The sequence below is a fragment of the Hymenobacter sp. UYP22 genome, assembly GCF_040547285.1.
GTDB lineage: Bacteria > Bacteroidota > Bacteroidia > Cytophagales > Hymenobacteraceae > Hymenobacter.
This window is the reverse complement of the sequence record NZ_JBEPPK010000002.1, coordinates 472,646-489,752: the sequence shown is the minus strand read 5'-3', so window position 1 is coordinate 489,752 and position 17,107 is coordinate 472,646. Positions and strand designations below refer to the sequence as shown.

Annotated in this window: 15 protein-coding genes; 6 read left to right on the top strand and 9 right to left on the bottom strand. The window is 60.9% G+C overall.

Annotation, left to right across the window (positions count from 1 at the left end; genetic code table 11):
* Window positions 1–25: 25 nt before the first annotated feature.
* On the bottom strand, window positions 26–658 hold the full coding sequence (locus tag ABIB60_RS05525) for a phosphatase PAP2-related protein (protein ID WP_354578285.1): 633 nt from the start codon (window positions 656–658) through the stop codon (window positions 26–28).
* Between the two features lie 323 nt (window positions 659–981).
* Between ABIB60_RS05525 and ABIB60_RS05520 the strand changes: the two genes are divergently transcribed.
* Both ABIB60_RS05520 and ABIB60_RS05515 read left to right on the top strand, forming a co-directional pair.
* Entirely contained in the window at window positions 982–2,298 is a 1,317-nt protein-coding gene (locus ABIB60_RS05520; RefSeq protein ID WP_354578283.1) for an amidohydrolase, read from the top strand.
* A gap of 129 nt (window positions 2,299–2,427) precedes the next feature.
* Window positions 2,428–3,324 carry an ATP-grasp domain-containing protein gene (locus ABIB60_RS05515; protein ID WP_354578281.1) on the top strand — a complete coding sequence of 299 codons (897 nt, stop codon included), beginning with the start codon at window positions 2,428–2,430 and terminating at the stop codon, window positions 3,322–3,324.
* A gap of 82 nt (window positions 3,325–3,406) precedes the next feature.
* Here the strand turns inward: ABIB60_RS05515 and ABIB60_RS05510 are convergent, their stop codons facing one another.
* A complete protein-coding gene (locus ABIB60_RS05510) occupies window positions 3,407–4,198 on the bottom strand; it encodes an SDR family oxidoreductase (protein WP_354578279.1) in 792 nt (263 codons plus the stop codon).
* A 302-nt stretch (window positions 4,199–4,500) separates the two neighbouring features.
* On the opposite strand from ABIB60_RS05510, the gene ABIB60_RS05505 reads away from it, so the two are divergent.
* Window positions 4,501–6,972: a M4 family metallopeptidase gene (locus ABIB60_RS05505; protein WP_354578277.1), complete on the top strand. Its 2,472-nt coding sequence runs from the start codon at window positions 4,501–4,503 to the stop codon at window positions 6,970–6,972.
* A gap of 106 nt (window positions 6,973–7,078) precedes the next feature.
* Here the strand turns inward: ABIB60_RS05505 and ABIB60_RS05500 are convergent, their stop codons facing one another.
* Together ABIB60_RS05500 and ABIB60_RS05495 are read right to left on the bottom strand one after the other, a co-directional pair.
* Complete coding sequence (locus ABIB60_RS05500; protein WP_354578275.1) at window positions 7,079–7,834, bottom strand: outer membrane protein; 756 nt, start codon at window positions 7,832–7,834, stop codon at window positions 7,079–7,081.
* A 79-nt stretch (window positions 7,835–7,913) separates the two neighbouring features.
* Window positions 7,914–8,621, bottom strand: a complete 708-nt coding sequence (locus ABIB60_RS05495) for a tetratricopeptide repeat protein (RefSeq protein ID WP_354578273.1) — start codon at window positions 8,619–8,621, stop codon at window positions 7,914–7,916.
* A gap of 164 nt (window positions 8,622–8,785) precedes the next feature.
* On the opposite strand from ABIB60_RS05495, the gene ABIB60_RS05490 reads away from it, so the two are divergent.
* Window positions 8,786–9,667 carry an alpha/beta hydrolase gene (locus ABIB60_RS05490; RefSeq protein WP_354578271.1) on the top strand — a complete coding sequence of 294 codons (882 nt, stop codon included), beginning with the start codon at window positions 8,786–8,788 and terminating at the stop codon, window positions 9,665–9,667.
* A gap of 50 nt (window positions 9,668–9,717) precedes the next feature.
* Here ABIB60_RS05490 and ABIB60_RS05485 read toward each other — a convergent pair whose 3' ends face one another.
* On the bottom strand, window positions 9,718–10,224 hold the full coding sequence (locus ABIB60_RS05485) for a methylated-DNA--[protein]-cysteine S-methyltransferase (RefSeq protein WP_354578269.1): 507 nt from the start codon (window positions 10,222–10,224) through the stop codon (window positions 9,718–9,720).
* 324 nt (window positions 10,225–10,548) lie between these two features.
* Here ABIB60_RS05485 and ABIB60_RS05480 point away from each other — a divergent pair, with 324 nt between their 5' ends.
* Window positions 10,549–12,090: a PA14 domain-containing protein gene (locus ABIB60_RS05480; protein ID WP_354578267.1), complete on the top strand. Its 1,542-nt coding sequence runs from the start codon at window positions 10,549–10,551 to the stop codon at window positions 12,088–12,090.
* A gap of 65 nt (window positions 12,091–12,155) precedes the next feature.
* Here ABIB60_RS05480 and ABIB60_RS05475 read toward each other — a convergent pair whose 3' ends face one another.
* The 3 genes from ABIB60_RS05475 to ABIB60_RS05465 are packed head-to-tail and all read right to left on the bottom strand — an operon-like array spanning window position 12,156 to window position 15,082.
* The gene (locus ABIB60_RS05475) at window positions 12,156–12,872 is read right to left on the bottom strand and encodes a phospholipase D-like domain-containing protein (protein ID WP_354578265.1); all 717 of its coding nucleotides are present in this window, start codon (window positions 12,870–12,872) and stop codon (window positions 12,156–12,158) included.
* Window positions 12,873–12,881: 9 nt separating this feature from the next.
* Window positions 12,882–14,081, bottom strand: coding sequence for an amine oxidase (locus ABIB60_RS05470; protein ID WP_354578264.1), 1,200 nt, complete (start codon window positions 14,079–14,081; stop codon window positions 12,882–12,884).
* Between the two features lie 44 nt (window positions 14,082–14,125).
* Window positions 14,126–15,082, bottom strand: coding sequence for a cation diffusion facilitator family transporter (locus ABIB60_RS05465; protein WP_354578262.1), 957 nt, complete (start codon window positions 15,080–15,082; stop codon window positions 14,126–14,128).
* A gap of 130 nt (window positions 15,083–15,212) precedes the next feature.
* On the opposite strand from ABIB60_RS05465, the gene ABIB60_RS05460 reads away from it, so the two are divergent.
* Window positions 15,213–16,625 (top strand): APC family permease, encoded by a 1,413-nt coding sequence (locus ABIB60_RS05460; protein ID WP_354578260.1) that lies wholly within the window; start codon window positions 15,213–15,215, stop codon window positions 16,623–16,625.
* Window positions 16,626–16,661: 36 nt separating this feature from the next.
* Here the strand turns inward: ABIB60_RS05460 and ABIB60_RS05455 are convergent, their stop codons facing one another.
* Window positions 16,662–16,862, bottom strand: coding sequence for a hypothetical protein (locus ABIB60_RS05455; RefSeq protein ID WP_354578259.1), 201 nt, complete (start codon window positions 16,860–16,862; stop codon window positions 16,662–16,664).
* Between the last annotated feature and the right edge of the window lie 245 nt (window positions 16,863–17,107).

The following is a 17,107-nucleotide window of genomic DNA, read 5'->3' as shown; positions in this document are numbered from 1 at the left end:
ATGACAGCTGTTTATGCCCTTTGGATTACACCAGTCTGCTAACTCGCCCACTCAGCCACCAAGCCAGCGCCGCAAACGGGGGGGCGGCCAGCACATCATACGTATAATGCGCGTGCTGCACCAGTACCAACGCCCCAATCAGCAGGGAGCCAGCTAGTAACGCCCGGCGCCGCCCGCCCGGCGGCACGGCCAGGGCCAACAGAACCAGCGTGGCGGTGTGGCCGGAAAAGAACAGGTCTTTGGTAATGGGAGCGGGAGCGGCGTAAATGAGCTGATCCACCAGCGGGTCGCGGAGGAGCACCAGGCCCGGGGGGGGCTCCAGGGGCAGCAGGTACAGCGTGAGGCACCGCAGCAGGTGCAGCAGCAGGTAAGCCCACAGCGCCCGAAGCAGGCGGTAGGGCCGGGGCAGCAGCGTAACCACCCCCAGCCCGATACCCAGGTAAATCACCGCAAAAGCCGCCCCCGATACGTCGTGCGCAGGCAGGGCCGCTAGCAGCGGGTCGGGGAGGATGCGGGCGGGGCGGGCTTGCACCCAGGCAAAGTAGCGCGGCAACTGACTGACCAGCAGCAGTAGCAGCGCCAGCACGGCCCCCAGCCGCCATCGGAAGGCGAAGTTGCGCCACGCGGCCGGCCAGGTCAGGGAGTCAATGGGTAACATATGCGGTAGGCTTTGGCATGCTGTCTGCTCCGGTTGGATGGCGGCAAGCCATGAGGCCGGTTGTTGCGCGCTGACGCCCGGACGAGGTTACCGGACGGCCGCACCCGTAGCAGCATCAGCCGGTAATACCCGGCCGCCGAGCCGGGGAGGAAGCCGCAAAGAAGCACCATAAATTCGGCCGGGGCACAACTTTCTGGCAGTAAGGTCGGCTGTCAGCAGCCCGAAATTTCTATTCTGGACGGTTCCGGCTTACATTGCCTGGCCAGAGCGGGCCTGGCGTCCAGGGCCGCCCCGGTCATTTTGCTACGTTTTTACTTCTGCCCATGCACCACCGTTACCTGCTGGCCTTCACCGGGGCATTGCTGACCGCCGCGCCCGTTTTTGCTCAAACCAAACCTGCTTTTCCGGCTGAGCGCATTGCCAAGCTCTCGGCCCAGCAAGAAGCCAAAGTAATAGCCTGGCGGCGCGATTTGCACGAGCACCCTGAGTTGGGCAACCAGGAAACCCGCACCGCCGCGCTGATAGCCGAGCATCTGCGCAAGCTGGGCCTGGAGGTGCAAACCGGCGTGGCCCGCACTGGCGTGGTGGCGCTGCTGAAAGGTGGTAAGCCCGGCCCCGTAGTGGCCCTGCGCGCTGATATGGACGGCCTGCCCGTCACGGAAAGCAACAACCTGCCCTTCGCCTCCAAAGCCCGGACCCAGTACAACGGCCAGGAGGTAGGCGTGATGCACGCCTGCGGCCACGATACCCACGTGGCCATGCTGCTGGGTGCCGCCGAGGTATTGGTACAGATGCGCCAGGAGCTGGCTGGTACCGTGAAGTTCATCTTTCAGCCCGCCGAGGAAGGCTCCTTACCCGGCCAGGAAGGCGGGGCCCGGCTCATGGTGAAGGAAGGCGTGCTGCAGAACCCCAAAGTCGATGCCATCTTCGGGCTGCACATTCAGGCCCAGACGGAAGTAGGTAAGCTCAGCTACCGGCCCGGGGGCGAAATGGCCTCCTCGGACGTGTTCAACATTAAAGTGAAGGGCAAATCGGCGCACGGGGCTTACCCCTGGCTGGCCGTAGACCCCGTGGTAACCGCCGCCCAAATTATTCTGGGCCTGCAAACTATTGTCAGCCGGCAGGCGGAGCTGACGGAGGACGCGGTAGTGCTGACGGTGGGCATGGTGCACGGCGGGGTGCGCAACAACATCATTCCGGAGCAAGTGGAGCTGACCGGCACCATCCGCTGCCTCAACAAGGAAATGCAGCAGAAAGTATGGGCCGCCGTGCGTCGCACCGCTACCAACATTGCCGAAAGCGCCGGGGCTACGGCCGAGGTAGACATCGTGAACTACGCCCCCGTTACCTTCAACGACCCGGGCCTGACCGCGCAAATAGTGCCCAGCCTCAACCGGGCTGCCGGCCCGGCCAATGTGAGCGTGCAGAAGGCCGTAACCGGAGCCGAGGACTTTGCCTTCTACCAGGAGAAAGTGCCCGGCGTATTTGTATTCGTGGGGGGGATGCCCAAGGGGAAGAACCCCGCCGATACCGCTCCGCACCACACCCCTGGCTTTTTCGTGGATGAAAGCGGCCTGACCCTGGGCGTGCGGACGTTGGTAACCCTGGCTACTGATTACCTGGCTACTGGTAAGAAATAAATCTGTCTGGCAGCAGCCGGTTGGCCGCTAATCAGCCATTGAACGCAACCTGCGGCCAGCTTTATCGTCTGCTAGCCTATTCACTTCCCGAATTGGGCGTGCTGCTCCGGCGCGCCCATTGCATTGCGTATGTCTTCTTCTGCCCCCACCCTCTCCATAGCCCTCGTTACCTGCGAAAGCCTGGCCCAGTACGCCGCCCCCAACGTGGATGATGAGGACAGCCTGCTCACCCGCTACCTGCGTGAGCAGGGCCACACCGTGGAGCCCCGCATCTGGAGCAATCCGGCCGTGGATTGGCTACGCTACGATGTGGTGGTAGTGAAGTCGCCCTGGGATTATTTTGACCGGGTGGCGGAATTCTACGAGTGGCTGGACCGCATGCAGCAGTTGGGCGTGCGCATGCTCAATCCCGCGGCTACCATCCGCTGGAACGCCGATAAAAAGTACCTGCTGGAAATGGAGCAGGCCGGGGTACGCATTGTGCCCACCCGCCTGCTGCCCCGGGGCCAGGCCGTGGATGCCGCCGAACTGCTGCGGGAAATGAACCAGGAGCAGCTGGTAATTAAGCCGGCCGTGAGCGGGGGCGCCAAAAATACGTTCGTGCTGACCCGGCAGGAAACCGCCGTGCGTCAGCCCCAGCTCACGGAGCTACTTCAGCACGAGGATTTCCTGGCCCAGCCCTTTTTGCCCCGCATTCAGGAGGAAGGCGAGTGGTCGTTGCTCTACTACGGCGGCCAGTTTAGCCATTGCGTGTTGAAAACGCCCAAAGCCGGCGACTTCCGGGTGCAACACTACCTGGGCGGCGGCATTGAGCCCCGGGAAGCTCCCGCCCACCTGCGCCGCGCCGCCGATGCTATTGTGCAGCAATTTGCCCAAGGTTGCCTCTACGCCCGCGTAGACGGCGTGGACCAAGACGGCGAATTGCTGCTCATGGAACTGGAGCTTATCGAGCCTTTCCTCTACCTCGCCTCCGATGCCCAGGCCCTGCCCCGCTACGAAACTGCCCTCCGGGCAATGGTGAAGTAGTGAAAGGTGAAATTGTGAAGGGTGAAGTTGTGCTGTTCGGGCTAAATAGACGGCACAACTTCACCCTTCACAACTTCACCACCTAGAACCCATTCACCGTGAAGCCGCCGTCTACGGCCAGGGTTTGGCCGGTGATGTAAGCGGCGGCCGGCAAACACAGGAAGGCTACGGCGGCGGCTACTTCCTCGGGCTCCCCGATGCGGCCGGCCGGCGTACGGCTCACTACTTCCTGTAAATACGCTTCGTTTTGCAGCACGCTGGCCGCCAGCGGCGTGCGGATATACCACGGCGCCACGCAATTCACCCGGATGCCCTGGCCGGCCCATTCCGCCGCCAGGTTGCGCGTCAGCTGCACCAGCGCCGCCTTCGTCATGCCGTAGATGGCCCCGGTGCGCACGTGCGTGAGGCCCGCCACCGAGGAGATATTGACGATGCTACCCGCGCCAGTTGCTGCCAGCAGCGGCTGCACGCCCCGGCTCAACTCCCAGGCCGATTCCAGATTGGTTGCCATCAGGCGGCGGTATTCATCCTCGGAGTACTGCACGGTGGGCTTGCGAATGTTGGTACCCACATTGTTCACCAACATGTGCAGCCCGGTTCCCAACTGCTGCACGGCCTCCAGCACCGCATTCCGCCCGGCAGTTGTGCTTACGTCGGCGGCTACGGCGTGGGCGGCTAGGCCCTGCTGCCGCCACCCCGCCACTTGAGTTTCCAGCTCCGGCGCGGTGCGGGCTACCGCCAGCACAGTAGCGCCAAAGCGTAGTAGTTCAGCGGCTACGGCGGCCCCAATTCCTTTGGAAGCTCCCGTGACAACGGCTGTTTGCCCCCGCAGGCTCCAGCGCGAATCGGTGAGAATGAAAGATGAAGGATTCATGAAGACAATCTTGGAATGTTTAAAATTTTGTGTTCCCAAAGTCTGAGAAAAACCGGTGCATTATACGTCAGATCGAAGAGTATTCGCTAAAAGATTGAACAGTAGTAGTTTTAACATTTGCTCATAAATACTGATGTTATTGAAATATGATTAAATTATCATGCACTTTGATATAAATATTTTAAATAATAGGTATTAAGATTAAAAATACATTAATTAGATGACTGGATCCGAGTTCTGACTAAACACAAGGCGCGGTCCAGGAGCAGTTCAATTTCACTCCCCACAACCAACCACACAGCATGATCAACAAATACTCCGCGGCAACTCTGTTGCTGCTCGGTGGCTTAACGTCGTCGGCGCTGGCGCAGGATTACTCCCGCGTGCAGGTGCAGGACCAAAACGACAACGATACGCCCTACCTGGTACGGTTCCGGGCCGGCAAGGAAGCCCCGCTCAGCACAGCCTCCGCTGTATTGCGGGAGCAGCTGCAACTCACTCAGGACGACCAACTGGTTCAGGCCAAAACCGACATTGACCAGCTCGGCTACGTGCACGAGAAGTACCAGCAGTATTACAAAGGCATTAAGGTGGAGCACGCCACTTACTCCGTGCACGCCCGCAAAGGGCAGGTAGAAAGCATCAGTGGGCAGTTTGAGAAGGTGCGCGGCCTTACTACCACCCCTTCCCTGGATGCCAAAGCCGCCTTGGAGCGGGCTATGGCCTTTGTGGGAGCCCGCACTTACATGTGGCAGGATGCCCAGGAAGAGGCCAGCCTGAAACAGCAGGAAAACAACCCCGCCGCCACATACAAGCCCCAGGGTGAGTTGGTGATTGTGCGCAATCAGCGCAACGCCAATGCTTTGCAGAGTAACAAGCCCGTTCTGGCCTGGAAGTTCAACGTGTACGCCAAAGCCCCGCTGAGCCGCGCCTACATTTACGTGGATGCCCGCTCCGGTGAGGTAGTACTGCAGGACAACATCATCAAACACGCCGGTGCCACGGCTTCCTTCGCCACGGCCTACAGCGGCACCCGCTCCCTGGCCACCGAAACCACTACCGGCGGCTACCGCCTGCGCGAGTACACCCGGGGCCTGGGCATCGAAACCTACAACGCCAAAAAGAGCAACAGCTATACCGCCGCCGTCGATTTCATTGACGCCGACAACAACTGGACGGCCGCCGAATACAACAACGCCAACTACGACAACGTGGCCGGCGACGCGCATTTCGGGGCCCAGGCTACCTACGATTACTGGAGTGCCGTGCACGGCCGCAACTCCTACGATAACGCCGGGGCCAAAATCAAGAGCTACGTGCATTTTGATGATGTGCCCGGCGGGGCTGGTTACGAAAACGCCTTCTGGAACGGCTCGGTAATGACCTACGGCGACGGGGCCAGCACCTTCAAGCCCCTCACGGCCATGGACGTGTGCGGCCACGAAATCGGGCACGCCGTGTGCGAGAAAACCGCCAACCTGACCTACCAGAACGAATCGGGGGCCATGAACGAAGGCTTCTCCGATATCTGGGGCGCCTGCGTGGAGGCCCGGGCCGTGAGCCAGTACGGCCTCAGCGGCAAAAGCACCTGGCTGATTGGCGAGGAAATTATGAAAGCTGGCGGGGCGCTGCGCTCCATGAGCAGCCCCAACACCTACGGCCAGCCCGATACCTACAAGGGCACCTACTGGAAGGCTACCACTACCTCGCCTACCTCCAGCAACGACTACGGCGGGGTGCACACCAACTCGGGCGTGCTTAACTTCTGGTTCTACCTGCTGGCCCAGGGTGGCTCGGGCACCAATGACATCAGCAGCGCCTACTCGGTAGCCGGCATCGGCATTGATGCCGCCGCCAAAATTGCCTACCGCACCGAAAGCGTATACCTCACGGCTTCCTCCACCTACGCCAATGCCCGCACGGCCTCCATTTCGGCCGCTACCGATTTGTACGGCGCGGGCTCGGCCCAGGTGACGGCAGTAACCAATGCCTGGTACGCCGTGGGTGTAGGCGCTGCCGCCGGTGGCACCACGCCACCGCCCACCACGGTTACCTATTGCACCTCCAAGGGTACTAACGTGGCCTACGAGTGGATTGACTACGTGAAGCTGGGCACCATTGCCCGTACCTCCGCGGCTGATGCCGGCTATTACAACGGCACGGCTTCGTCTACCTCCATTGCCGCTGGTTCCTCGCAAACCATCAGTTTCTCGGCCGGCTTTGCCTCCACGGCCTACACCGAGTACTGGAAAATCTATATCGACTACAACCAGGATGGTGACTTTGCTGATTCCGGCGAAACGGTTGTATCGGGTTCCTCGGCCAGCACCGGCACCCTCACCAGCACCTTCACGGTACCCAGCACCGCCAAATCGGGCGCTACCCGCCTGCGCGTGGTAATGAGCGACGCCTCGGCTACTACCAGCTGCAACAGCTACAGCTACGGCGAAACGGAGGACTACACCGTGAACATCACGGGCGGTACCCTGGCCTTCGATGGCGTGGCCGGCATTACGGGTGGCACTACCCTGGGCAACTCAGCTGAGAAAGCCATTTCGGTGTTCCCCAACCCGGCCTCCGACGTGCTGAATATTGCCCTGGCCAGCAAAGCCCCGGTAATATCGGCCACGGTAACCGACCTGCGCGGAGCCCGCGTGGTGGGAGCCCGCTTCGAGAACGGCCAGCTTAACGTGGCCGGCCTCGCCAAAGGCATCTACCTGCTCACAGTAACCGACGGCCAGAAAGCCTTCCACGAGCGTTTCGTGAAAGAGTAGTGGGCCTTACTGCCCATACAGAAACAGAAAAGGGTTGCCACTCGGCAACCCTTTTCTGTTTCTGTACCAATTGGTAGCGTTAGGCCACGGACACTATGACTACTGGCTAGCGGCTCCAGGGCGAGTACTCCAGCTTCAGCTCCAACTGGCCATAGTTATCATTGCGCGCGGAAGAAGAGCGGCCCGATACGGGGCTGATGTCGTCGAGCTGGTCGGTGGAGGTGAGGGAGTAGGAGCCCTCCAGGGTAGCGCCCAGCTTGGGGGTCAGGCGCACGGTAACGCCCACACCTACGGGCAGTACCACGGCCAAGGCCGAGTAGTCGTTCCGCTCGGAGGCCAGGTACTCCGGAGTAAAGTTGCCGCTGGGCCGTTCCGTGCCCCGAAATGCTTTGGGGTTATAGAGCAGCCAGCCGCCCCCCACCTTCAGGTAAGGCTTGATGATGGACGCTGGTTTGCGCTGAGCGGCATAAGCGCCTCCATCATGCAAAGGCTCCCAGCGCACAAAGGCAATACCGGCCAAGTTGCTGCCCTGAAAAGCCAGGCCGCGCTCCGGCAAGTAGTCCTTGGCTCCTAGCCGAATATAGGAAGCCTCGCCACCCAGCTGCCAATGCGGATGCAGCTGATACTGCACTCCACCGGTAAGGCTGGGCCCCAGAAACTGGTCGCCGAGGCGGCTGGTCAGGTCGCCGTTGTAGTACCCTATGCCGCCCCCCAGCGTGAAGCGCACTGGCCCCCGGTAATATGCCCGCGCCTGCGCATCATAGTGGCGACGACGACGCTCGGGGCCAGTGCCCTGGGCACTGACGTGGTGGGCTGTAACGGAGATGAGTAGGGCGGTGGGCAGGAGAGAACGGAAGATCACGCGGTAGGAGCAATAGGTGAGGAAGCCTCGGCTTACGCGCACTGGCAGCCGGGGTTGCCACGGCCGAGAGGCAAGGCGCTTACTTGATGGTGCCCTGAGGATCGGGAAGTTTGGCTTTCAACTCAGTTATCAAATCGAAATCCATAGAAGCCAGGCTGATATTCTGGCCTTTGTGAATGGCCTCCCAGGCCTGGGGGTATTTCTCCTGGAGGTAGTAGGCCCGGGCCAGCTGCTGCCAGGCAGCGGCGTTGGGCGTTGCTTGGGTGGTAGCCTTTTCCAGCAGTTCAGTGGCAGTGGTCAGGTCTTTTTTCTTGTTGGTTTGCTGGTAACGAATCAGGTAGCTGGCTCCCAGGTCGCTGAGCAGAAAGGCATTGGTGGGTGCCAGGGTCAGGCCCTTGTTGAGCAGACTGATGGATTGCTCGGGGGCCGAAGTGCTGGTGACGATGCCGAGGCCGTGGTAGGCATCCGCATTGTTGGGGTCGAGTACCCAGGCTAGGTTGAAGCGGTACGCAGCGGTGTCGGTTTGGCTTTCGGCCAGGTATTCGTAGCCTTTGGTGCTGAAAAACTGGCTGGCCTCGGCCCGCGAGGGGAAACTGCTGGCTAGCTTCGTCAGGAAAGCCGGGCCCAGCGCTTGCTCGGCTTGGGCGTGGGTGAGGCCCCCGAACTGAGGCTGGAGCCGCTGGAAAGAGGCGGCTGCGGTAGTAGCTGTTTTGGCTTTGCGCTGTGCCTGCGCTGGTGTAGCAGCCCAAAGCAGGCCGGCCGCTGCCAGCAAAACAAGTGGTTTCATGAAAGGAGAACGAACAAGCGAAGTAAAAATTGGCGGGAGGCCCACAACCAAAGATAGAAAGACTCTACAACCCGGCGCCCCGCGGGCCGTTGCAGGCACGGGGCTGCCAATCCGGGGCCTGGAGGATGTGCGTACGTCCGGTTTCCTGATTCACTAAAAGTAATATGATGCGGTTTTGGCTGTGGCGGGTGTTGCCTGCGCTGGTAGGTATGATGGGCGCGCTGGTAGCCGGAACCGAATATGCCGTGGCCCGGCCCAGCCACCGCACCGCCGATGTGGCCTACGTGCCAGCCACCGACACGGCCTACAGTCCCACCCGTCACCGCCTGGATGTGTATACGCCCAAGCAACAAGCGGCCACCCCGCGTCCGGTGGTCGTGTTTATACACGGGGGCAGCTGGAATAGCGGGAGCAAAGATTTTTACTCCTTTATTGGGCGGCGGCTGGCCAAGCAGGGGGTAGTGGCTGTTATTATCAACTACCGGCTGGCCCCGCAGGTGCGCGTGCCCCAAATGGCCGACGACTGTGCCCGGGCCGTGGCCTGGACGGCTGCCCACATTCAGGACTATGGCGGTGACCCGCAACGGCTGTTTGTAATGGGGCATTCGGCCGGCGGCGGACTGGCCGCCCTACTCACGGCCAACAACGCACTGTTTCAGCGCTGGGGCCTGCCGCGCAACCCCATCAAAGGGGCCATTCTGGATGACCCCGCCGGCCTGGATATGTACGATTATCTGCAGAAGTTAGAGTACCCCCACGATGAGCAGTACCTGGTGCCGTTCAGCAAGAACCCGGCTGTCTGGAAGCAAACCTCGGCGCTGTATCACCTCTCCGCCTACACGCCGCCTTTCATCCTCTTCATCGGCGGCGAAACCTACCCATCCATCAGTAGCAGCAGTGCCCGGTTTCGAGAGCGGCTGCAGGCCCTGGGCCACGCACCCCAGTACACCGTGCTACCGGGCAAAAAACACATTCCCATGGTGTTGCAGCTATACTGGCAGCACAATATTATCTACCGGCAGCTGCTGGACTTCGTGGGCAGCTGAGGGGGTAGGGTGCTTGACGCGGGAAATGGCTCAGGGCATATTCAAACACCTCAGAACAGGCTGGTTTGCAGGCTGGGACGCTCGAATTCGAGTAGCCAACGCTTCCGGGCCAAACCGCCGGCATACCCCGTCAGCTGCCCGGCCGCCCCAATGATGCGGTGGCAGGGCCAGATAATAGTCAGTGGGTTTTGCCCGTTGGCTGCGCCCACGGCCCGTACCGCGCCTGGGTTGCCCAACTGCCGCGCCACCTCCAGGTAGGAGGCAGTACGGCCGTAGCCAACGGCCGGCAGTGTGGCCCATACCAGCTGCTGAAACTCGGTGCCGGCGGCTACATCTGTTGCCACGGTAAAGTGCTGCAGCTCGCGGCCAAAGTAAGCGCGCAGCTGGGTCCAGGCTTCGCGCAAGCACTCAGGTACTTGCAGGGTTAGCGTTTCGGGTGGGGTAGAGGGCGTGCCCATCAGCGGATGCAGGAACCGGGCCGTTCGCAGGCCAGCTTCGGTACCCTGCAATTCCAGGGGGCCAAGGGGAGTAGCCAGAATGGCGCGGGCATCGGTCATGAAAACGGCAGTACGTGGAGAAATCCAAAAATACTGAATTCGCTTAAAAAGACTGTTTGTAAGCCTGAAATGCTGGTTTTGTACTAGAAGCGTAAAGCTGGCAAGGCCCGACTTATGCGTTGGGGGCTGAAAAAAGGCGTATATTAGTGAGGGCGGAATCGGAAAAATATAAATCTGTTTCTACTTTTTTGGGTGGTTCCCAGATGCCCAACAGTGCCTTCTACCATCAACGCTTTCCAGCCTGTGCGGTATTTACTTCTTTGCTCTGCGTTAGGGCTAAGCCTGACCGGTCAACTGCAGCCTGCTTCTGCCCTCGCATTTCCCTTGTTGCCCCCCACAACGGCCGCCCGTCCGTTGCCCGTGCAAGGCTGGGGAACAGGCCTCACGGCTTTCTATTTCAATAATGGCTCCCTGGCCGGTGCCCCCGTGCTGAAGCGGCAGGATGCCAGCATCGATTTTAAGTGGGGTGCCGCCGCCCCGGCGCCGGAGCTGCCCACCGATAATTTTTCGGTGCGCTGGGAAGGCCTGCTGGCCGCGCCCTCCACGGGCCGCTACCGGTTTGTAGCCGTTACCACCGATGAGGTGCGCCTGTGGGTGAACGGTAAAAAAGTGCTGGATACCTGGAACGGCCGCAAAGCCAGCAGCACCGATGATGCTACCGTAACGCTGGCCGCTGGCGAGAAGACCACTATCAAGCTGGAGTACAACGACAGTGAAGGCAACGCCGGTATTCAGCTGCAGTGGGTAGCCCCCGGCCAGTCGGCGCAGGTGATTCCCTCGGGTAACCTGTACCCGCTGGGCTCCCCGCTCACCCGCGACCCGGCCGGTCCGCCGCCCGTAGCCAAGGCCAAAGCCGTCCCGACGCCCAACCCCAACGCGGCTCCTAAGCCGGCTCCTGCCAAACCGGCCCCAGCCAAGCCCGCCGCCACGGCGGCCAAAACTGCCCCCACCGACAAAGCTCCCAAACCAGCCGCTAAAGCCGTAGCCCAAGCCCCGGCTAAACCAGCCAAACCTGCTCCGGCTGAAAAGGCTCCCAAACCAGTGAAGCCGCCCAAGCCGGTAAAGGAAGTTGTTGAGGCCGCGCCCCCAGCTGATCTTTCGGGACTGTATATGCTCACGGTGCGCTCCACGGGGCGCCCGCTAAAAATAGACCAGGGCCGACCAGCCACCCGCGCCGAGCAGCTGGCTGCCCAGGCCGCCGGGGTAAAAGAGGAGGCTCAGTGGCGCATTGAGTCCGCCGGGGAGGGCCTCTACCGTCTGGTGTCGCCGGGCAGCAATAAAGTGCTGGAAGTTCTGGGCAGCTCTACCTCCAACGGGGCTCCGCTTAGCGTCTGGACCTACTATAGTGGCTACAACCAGCGCTGGAAAATTGAGGATGCGGGCGAGGGGTACTACAAGTTTACCCCCCACCACGTTCGGAAGAAGGTGCTGACTTACGGCGACACGCTGCAAGGCGGGTTGCAGCAGCTCAAATACAGCGGTGCACCTAATCAGCAGTGGAAACTGGTGGCCGTGAAACCGGCCGAAGAACCCCTGTTGGCTGGAGCTCCGGCCACGCCAGGCGTAGGTGCCAACAACATGAGCGTTTACCCCAACCCTTCTAATGGCGTGATGCAGATGTCGTACTCCCTGGCAGAAGCCCGCCCGCTGGGCTGGGTGCTCTACAACCAGAATGGTACGGCCGTGCGCGTATCCGACTACCGGAAGCAGACGGCCGGAGCGCACCATCAAACTCTGGACTTCACTGGCCTGCCCGCCGGCGACTACTACCTCAGCCTGACGGTGGGCGTCACGAATACGCGGCAGATGATTTCCATTCGTCGGCCGGCCGCCGATGTGCCGGAGGTAGGAGCCAGCGGTAAATAATAGCTGGGCTTTATATGAATAAGAAGGCCGGGTGTACGCAGCTGCTGCGTACACCCGGCCTTCCTTTATCCGGTAAACTCCGGCAGCTGTTCCCACAGCCGGGAAAACTCAGCGGCGTATTGCTCCACAATAAAGGAGTCGGTGGATATCAGGAAGTTTTCGAGGTTAAACTCAGCGGCCGAGCGGGTCCAGTTATAGCTGCCGGTCAGCACGGCCCGGTTATCGGCCAGGGCAAACTTGTGGTGCATGTGATTCGCGGAACGGTCGGTGCGCACCGAAATACCGGCGTCCCGCAACTGGCGCACATCGGAGCCCCGGTCGTGTAGCTTCTCATCGTCGGTGAGCAGCCGCACCCGCACGCCCCGCCGGTGGGCTATCAGAATGGCATCGGTCAGACGATTGTCAGCTACGGTAAACACGCATAAATCCAGCGTGTGCCGGGCCCCAATAATAAACTGGCGGATAGCGGCCACGCACTCATCGTTGGGGCTGAAATACACCTGGGCGCTGCCAGCTCGGGGAGTGGTTGTGGGAGCGACCGAAGCCGGCAGCAGGGCGCTGGCCGCTTCCAGCCACTCTATCACGGCTTTGTCTTTGAAGGTGTTGAACCGCTCTTTCGCCAGCTCAAATAACTGGTGGCGCAGGTGCTCCACGTTGCCGTGCTGCTGCTGGAACGACGTGAGTTGGTCGCGTAACTGCCGGGCTTCCACGGGCGAAAGGTTGACATCCGCAAATGCCTGGCGGAAGAGGTGGAGCAGCTCGGCCTCAGAAGAGAAGGACATACGCGCAAATTAAAACGTGAGCTGCTGCGCCTTAGTCGGCTGCAGCGCCTTGGCTACTACCCGCTGGGCCTGCTGCAACGCGTGGGCCGAGGAAGAGTGCAGCACGCGGGTAAGGCCCGGAATGGGCTGGGTGGTATCGGCATCCCAAAGGCCGGCGCGGTGCCAGGGCGTGAGGTGGTCCCAATCGGGCCGGTCAATGATGGGGTAGAGGCAGACGCCCAGCAGCGGCACGCCCTGCCGGATGGCCAGCGCGGCTTCGTGGGCAATCATGCGCAACCAGGGTGCCCGGTCTTCGCCGGGGTGGCTGGTTTCGGTAAGCACCACCGGGCGGTTGTAGCGGCGGTAGGCCTTTTCCAGCAACGCGCTCAGGGGCCGGAACCGGGAGTCGTGATACTCATTGGCCCAGCCCAGCGTGGTGTGAGGCTCCAGCTGCCACTGGTTGTCGTAGTAGTAATTAAAGCCCAGCATATCCAGGTAATCGGGGCGCCCGCCCAGCTCGGGGCACAAGCGGCCGGCCAGCATGTCCACACTCTGAAACTGGTTGAGGTCGAACTCCCGGGCGCGGCGTGTTTCGGCGGGCCCGGCTCCCAGGCGCGGTACAATGTTAATAAGCGGCTCGGTAGTTAGAATGCGGATGCTGGGGTCGGCCTCACGCAGGGCTGCCACGCCCTCAATGTAAGCACGCATCAGGCCCCGCTTCACCTCCCAGCCCTGGCCCACGCAGTAGGGCGAAGTACCGCGCACATCCCCGCCCAGCCAGCTCATGAAACTGACCTCGTTGATGGGTGTCACAATCAGAGTTTCCTCGGGGCAATGCTCCCGGTAAAACTCCACAAAAGCCCGGCACAAATGCGCGAAACGGCGCGCAAACATGGGGTGCAGGGGCGTCAGGTCATCGGGGTAACCGAAGTGGCACAAATCCCACACCTGCTGAATGCCGTGGCGGCGGCCCGCCTGCAACAGCACCAGCACCGTGCTCCAATCGTATTGATAAGGCATTTTTTCCACCTGGCTCCACCGGATGCCCTCCCGCACCGTAGTTAGGTTCAGGGCCTGAATGTTCTGGTAATCCGTGTCCAGCAGTTGCAGGTGGCCGGTCAGGGTCAGGAAATCAACCCGGTGGCCAAAGGCATTCTGTTGGTCGGTACACTCAAAGCCAGCCATCCAGAAAGAACGGAACGGAGAATCAGCGAAGAAGTCATGTTGCATAGCACAGAGCAGAAGTGAACAGGAACCCCCGGCGCCAATAAAGGCTAAATCTGAGGGGAAGGAGAATCGGTGACGGAGGGGTGACGGTTTTTGCCCGTCAGGCCCTTGGCCTCCACAAAAATGCGTTTGAACTCGGGGTGCTTGGCCCGGATAGCGTCCTGCAGACGGTCCACGGCTTGCTCCACCTCATGGGCCGAAAGATGGTCATGAAACTCCACATCCAAGGCCAGTACCACGTCGTGGGGGCCCATGTACATGGTAAGGGGGCGGCGCACCTGCTCTACGCCGGTCTGGGCCCGGGCCACCGTTTCCAAGCTGTCGAGCGTTTCATCGTCTACCCCTTCCCCCACCAGCAGACCCTTGGTTTTGTAAATCAAGAAAATAGCCACCGATACCAGCAGGATGCCAATACAGATGGACGCTCCCCCGTCGAAGAGTGGGTTGTTGAGCAGATGCCCGAAATAGACGCCCGCCAGGGCAATTGCTAACCCCACCAACGCCGCCATATCCTCCATCAGAATGGCGAAGATGGAGGGGTCCTTGCTGCGGCCCAGGGTAGCCCAAAAGCTTAGGTCGCCCCGGCTTTTATTGAACTCCCGCAGCGCCAGGAAACAGGAAATGCCCTCAAACACCAGGGAAAGACCCAGCACCCAATAGTTCCAGGTTGGGTCGGTGATGGGAGCGGGATGTTTGAGGTGTTCCACGCCCTCGTAAAACGACATGCCGCCGCCCACCGAAAACACCAGAATAGCCACAATCAGGGACCAGAAATACAGCTCCTTGCTGCGCCCGAAGGGGTGGCGCGCATCGGCCGGCTTCTCCGATTGTTTTACCCCGTATAGCAGTAGCAGCCCATTGCCGCTATCCACTAGGGAGTGAATTCCTTCCGACAGCATGGCGGAACTACCCGTGAAGAAGGCTGCTACAAATTTGCTGATGGCAATGGCGACGTTGGCCCCAATGGCCCCGTAAATGGCAATTTTTGATGAACCAGCCGACATGTTGGGCGTAGTGAGATGCGAGGGTGGTACGGGGGGCGGCCCGCTGGGGTTAGATCAGGCGGGGTAAGAGTGGCCGGACGTTGAACAAACGGGGCGGCTGCGGCTTTAGCAACTCCAAGCCTTTCTCAGCATGCCCAACCTCTCCTCGCCGACCCCATCTTCGCCCATTACTGCGCCCCTGCGCCGCCGCCTGGGCCTGGTGCAGGCCACGGCCCTGAACATGATTGACATGGTGGGCATCGGGCCCTTCGTGACCCTGCCCTTGGTGATGGGATTCATGGGGCCAAACTTCCTGCTGGCCTGGGTGGTAGGGGCAGCCCTGAGCCTGGTAGATGGCCTGATCTGGAGCGAGCTGGGCGCGGCCTACCCCGAGGCGGGCGGCTCCTACCGCTTTCTGAAGCTGGCCTACGGGGAGCATAGCTGGGGCCGCTTGCTTTCTTTCCTGTACGTGTGGCAGACGCTGGTGCAGGCCCCCTTGGTGGTAGCATCCGGGGCCATTGGCTTCGCGCAGTATTTTGAATATTTGGTGCCCCTAACAGAATGGTGGCAGCCGAAGCTGGTAGCCGGTACGGTAGTGCTGCTGCTCATTGCGTTGCTCTACCGCCGCATTGAGGACGTGGGGCGGCTGGGCGTGCTGCTGTGCGTGGGCGTGCTAGCCCTCATGGGCTGGCTGATTTTTGGCGGGCTCACGCACGGTACGCAACCGGTGGCCTGGCTGCCGGCCGGCGGGGTAGGGGAGCTGCCGGGCGTGCTGCTGTCGGTGGCTATGGGGCAGGCTACGGTCAAAACCATTTACAGCTACCTGGGCTACTACAACGTGTGCCACCTAGGCGGGGAAGTGCAGGAGCCGCACAAGCTGATTCCGCGCAGTATTTTCCTGAGTATAGTGGGTATTATGGCTTTGTACCTGCTGCTGAACTGGAGCGTGGGGGCCGTTATTCCCTGGCAGGAGGCGGCTCAGTCCAAGTTCATTGTGAGCACCTTCGTGGAGCGCCTCTACGGGCCAGTGGCGGCCAAAGCGGCCACCGCCCTGGTGCTGTGGGTGGCGTTTGCCTCCCTGTTTGCGGTGTTGCTGGGCTACTCGCGCATTCCCTACGCCGCCGCCGCCGACGGGGAGTTTCTGCCGGTATTTGCCCGCACTCACCCTACCAAGCAATTTCCGCACGTGTCGTTGCTGCTGCTGGGGGGCGTGGGGTTTGTGTTCAGCCTGTTGTTTAAGCTGGGCGAGGTTATCAGCGCCATTCTGGCCATGCGCATTCTGGTGCAGTTCGTGGGGCAGGCTGTGGGCGTGGTGCTGCTGCGCCGCCGGCGCGGGGCAGCGGGGCTGCCCTTCCGGATGCCCCTGTACCCGCTGCCGGTGGTGGTGGCCGTGGCCGTGTGGCTGTGGGTGTTTGCCAGCATTCAGGAAGGCATTGAAGTGTCGGTGCTCAACACAACGGTATTTCTACCCTTTCAGGTAGGAGCCTTGTTGATGATGGCGCTGGGTACAGTGGTATTCCTACTCTGGAGCCGCCGCCTGGGCCGCTGGCCGTTCGACAAGTAGTGCTACCTGCCATGCTCGTGCTGATTAGGCCTGCGTCTATCGGATGAATATTGAGCCAGGTGGGTGCTTTACAGACTTGGCCTTGGCCAGCTCAATGGCAATTACGGCTTCCGGTGCCTGGAGCGTAGCCGGCGTAACGCACACTTGCCCGATAGCGCCGAGGGCAATCCGCAGGCCCGACACCTGTTCGGCGCTGAGCGTGCGGCCGTTCATCACTACCCGAAAAGGCCGCGGCACACTTTGTTGGCGGGCTATCTGCGCAAACGACTGACTGGGGATACGTTTTTTGTAGTCGGTGGAAACAATATGTCCCGAAGTCAGACCAGTTAGTTCACGGGGTATATCGTCTCCCTTGTAAATTACAATTCGTGAAATTTCGCGGGAATTTATCTGGGCAAGAAACCCGCTGCCCATGATGACAGTAGAGTTTAGTACATACAACGGCTCTATTATCTGATGCCTTGAATACTGCACAGAAGTAG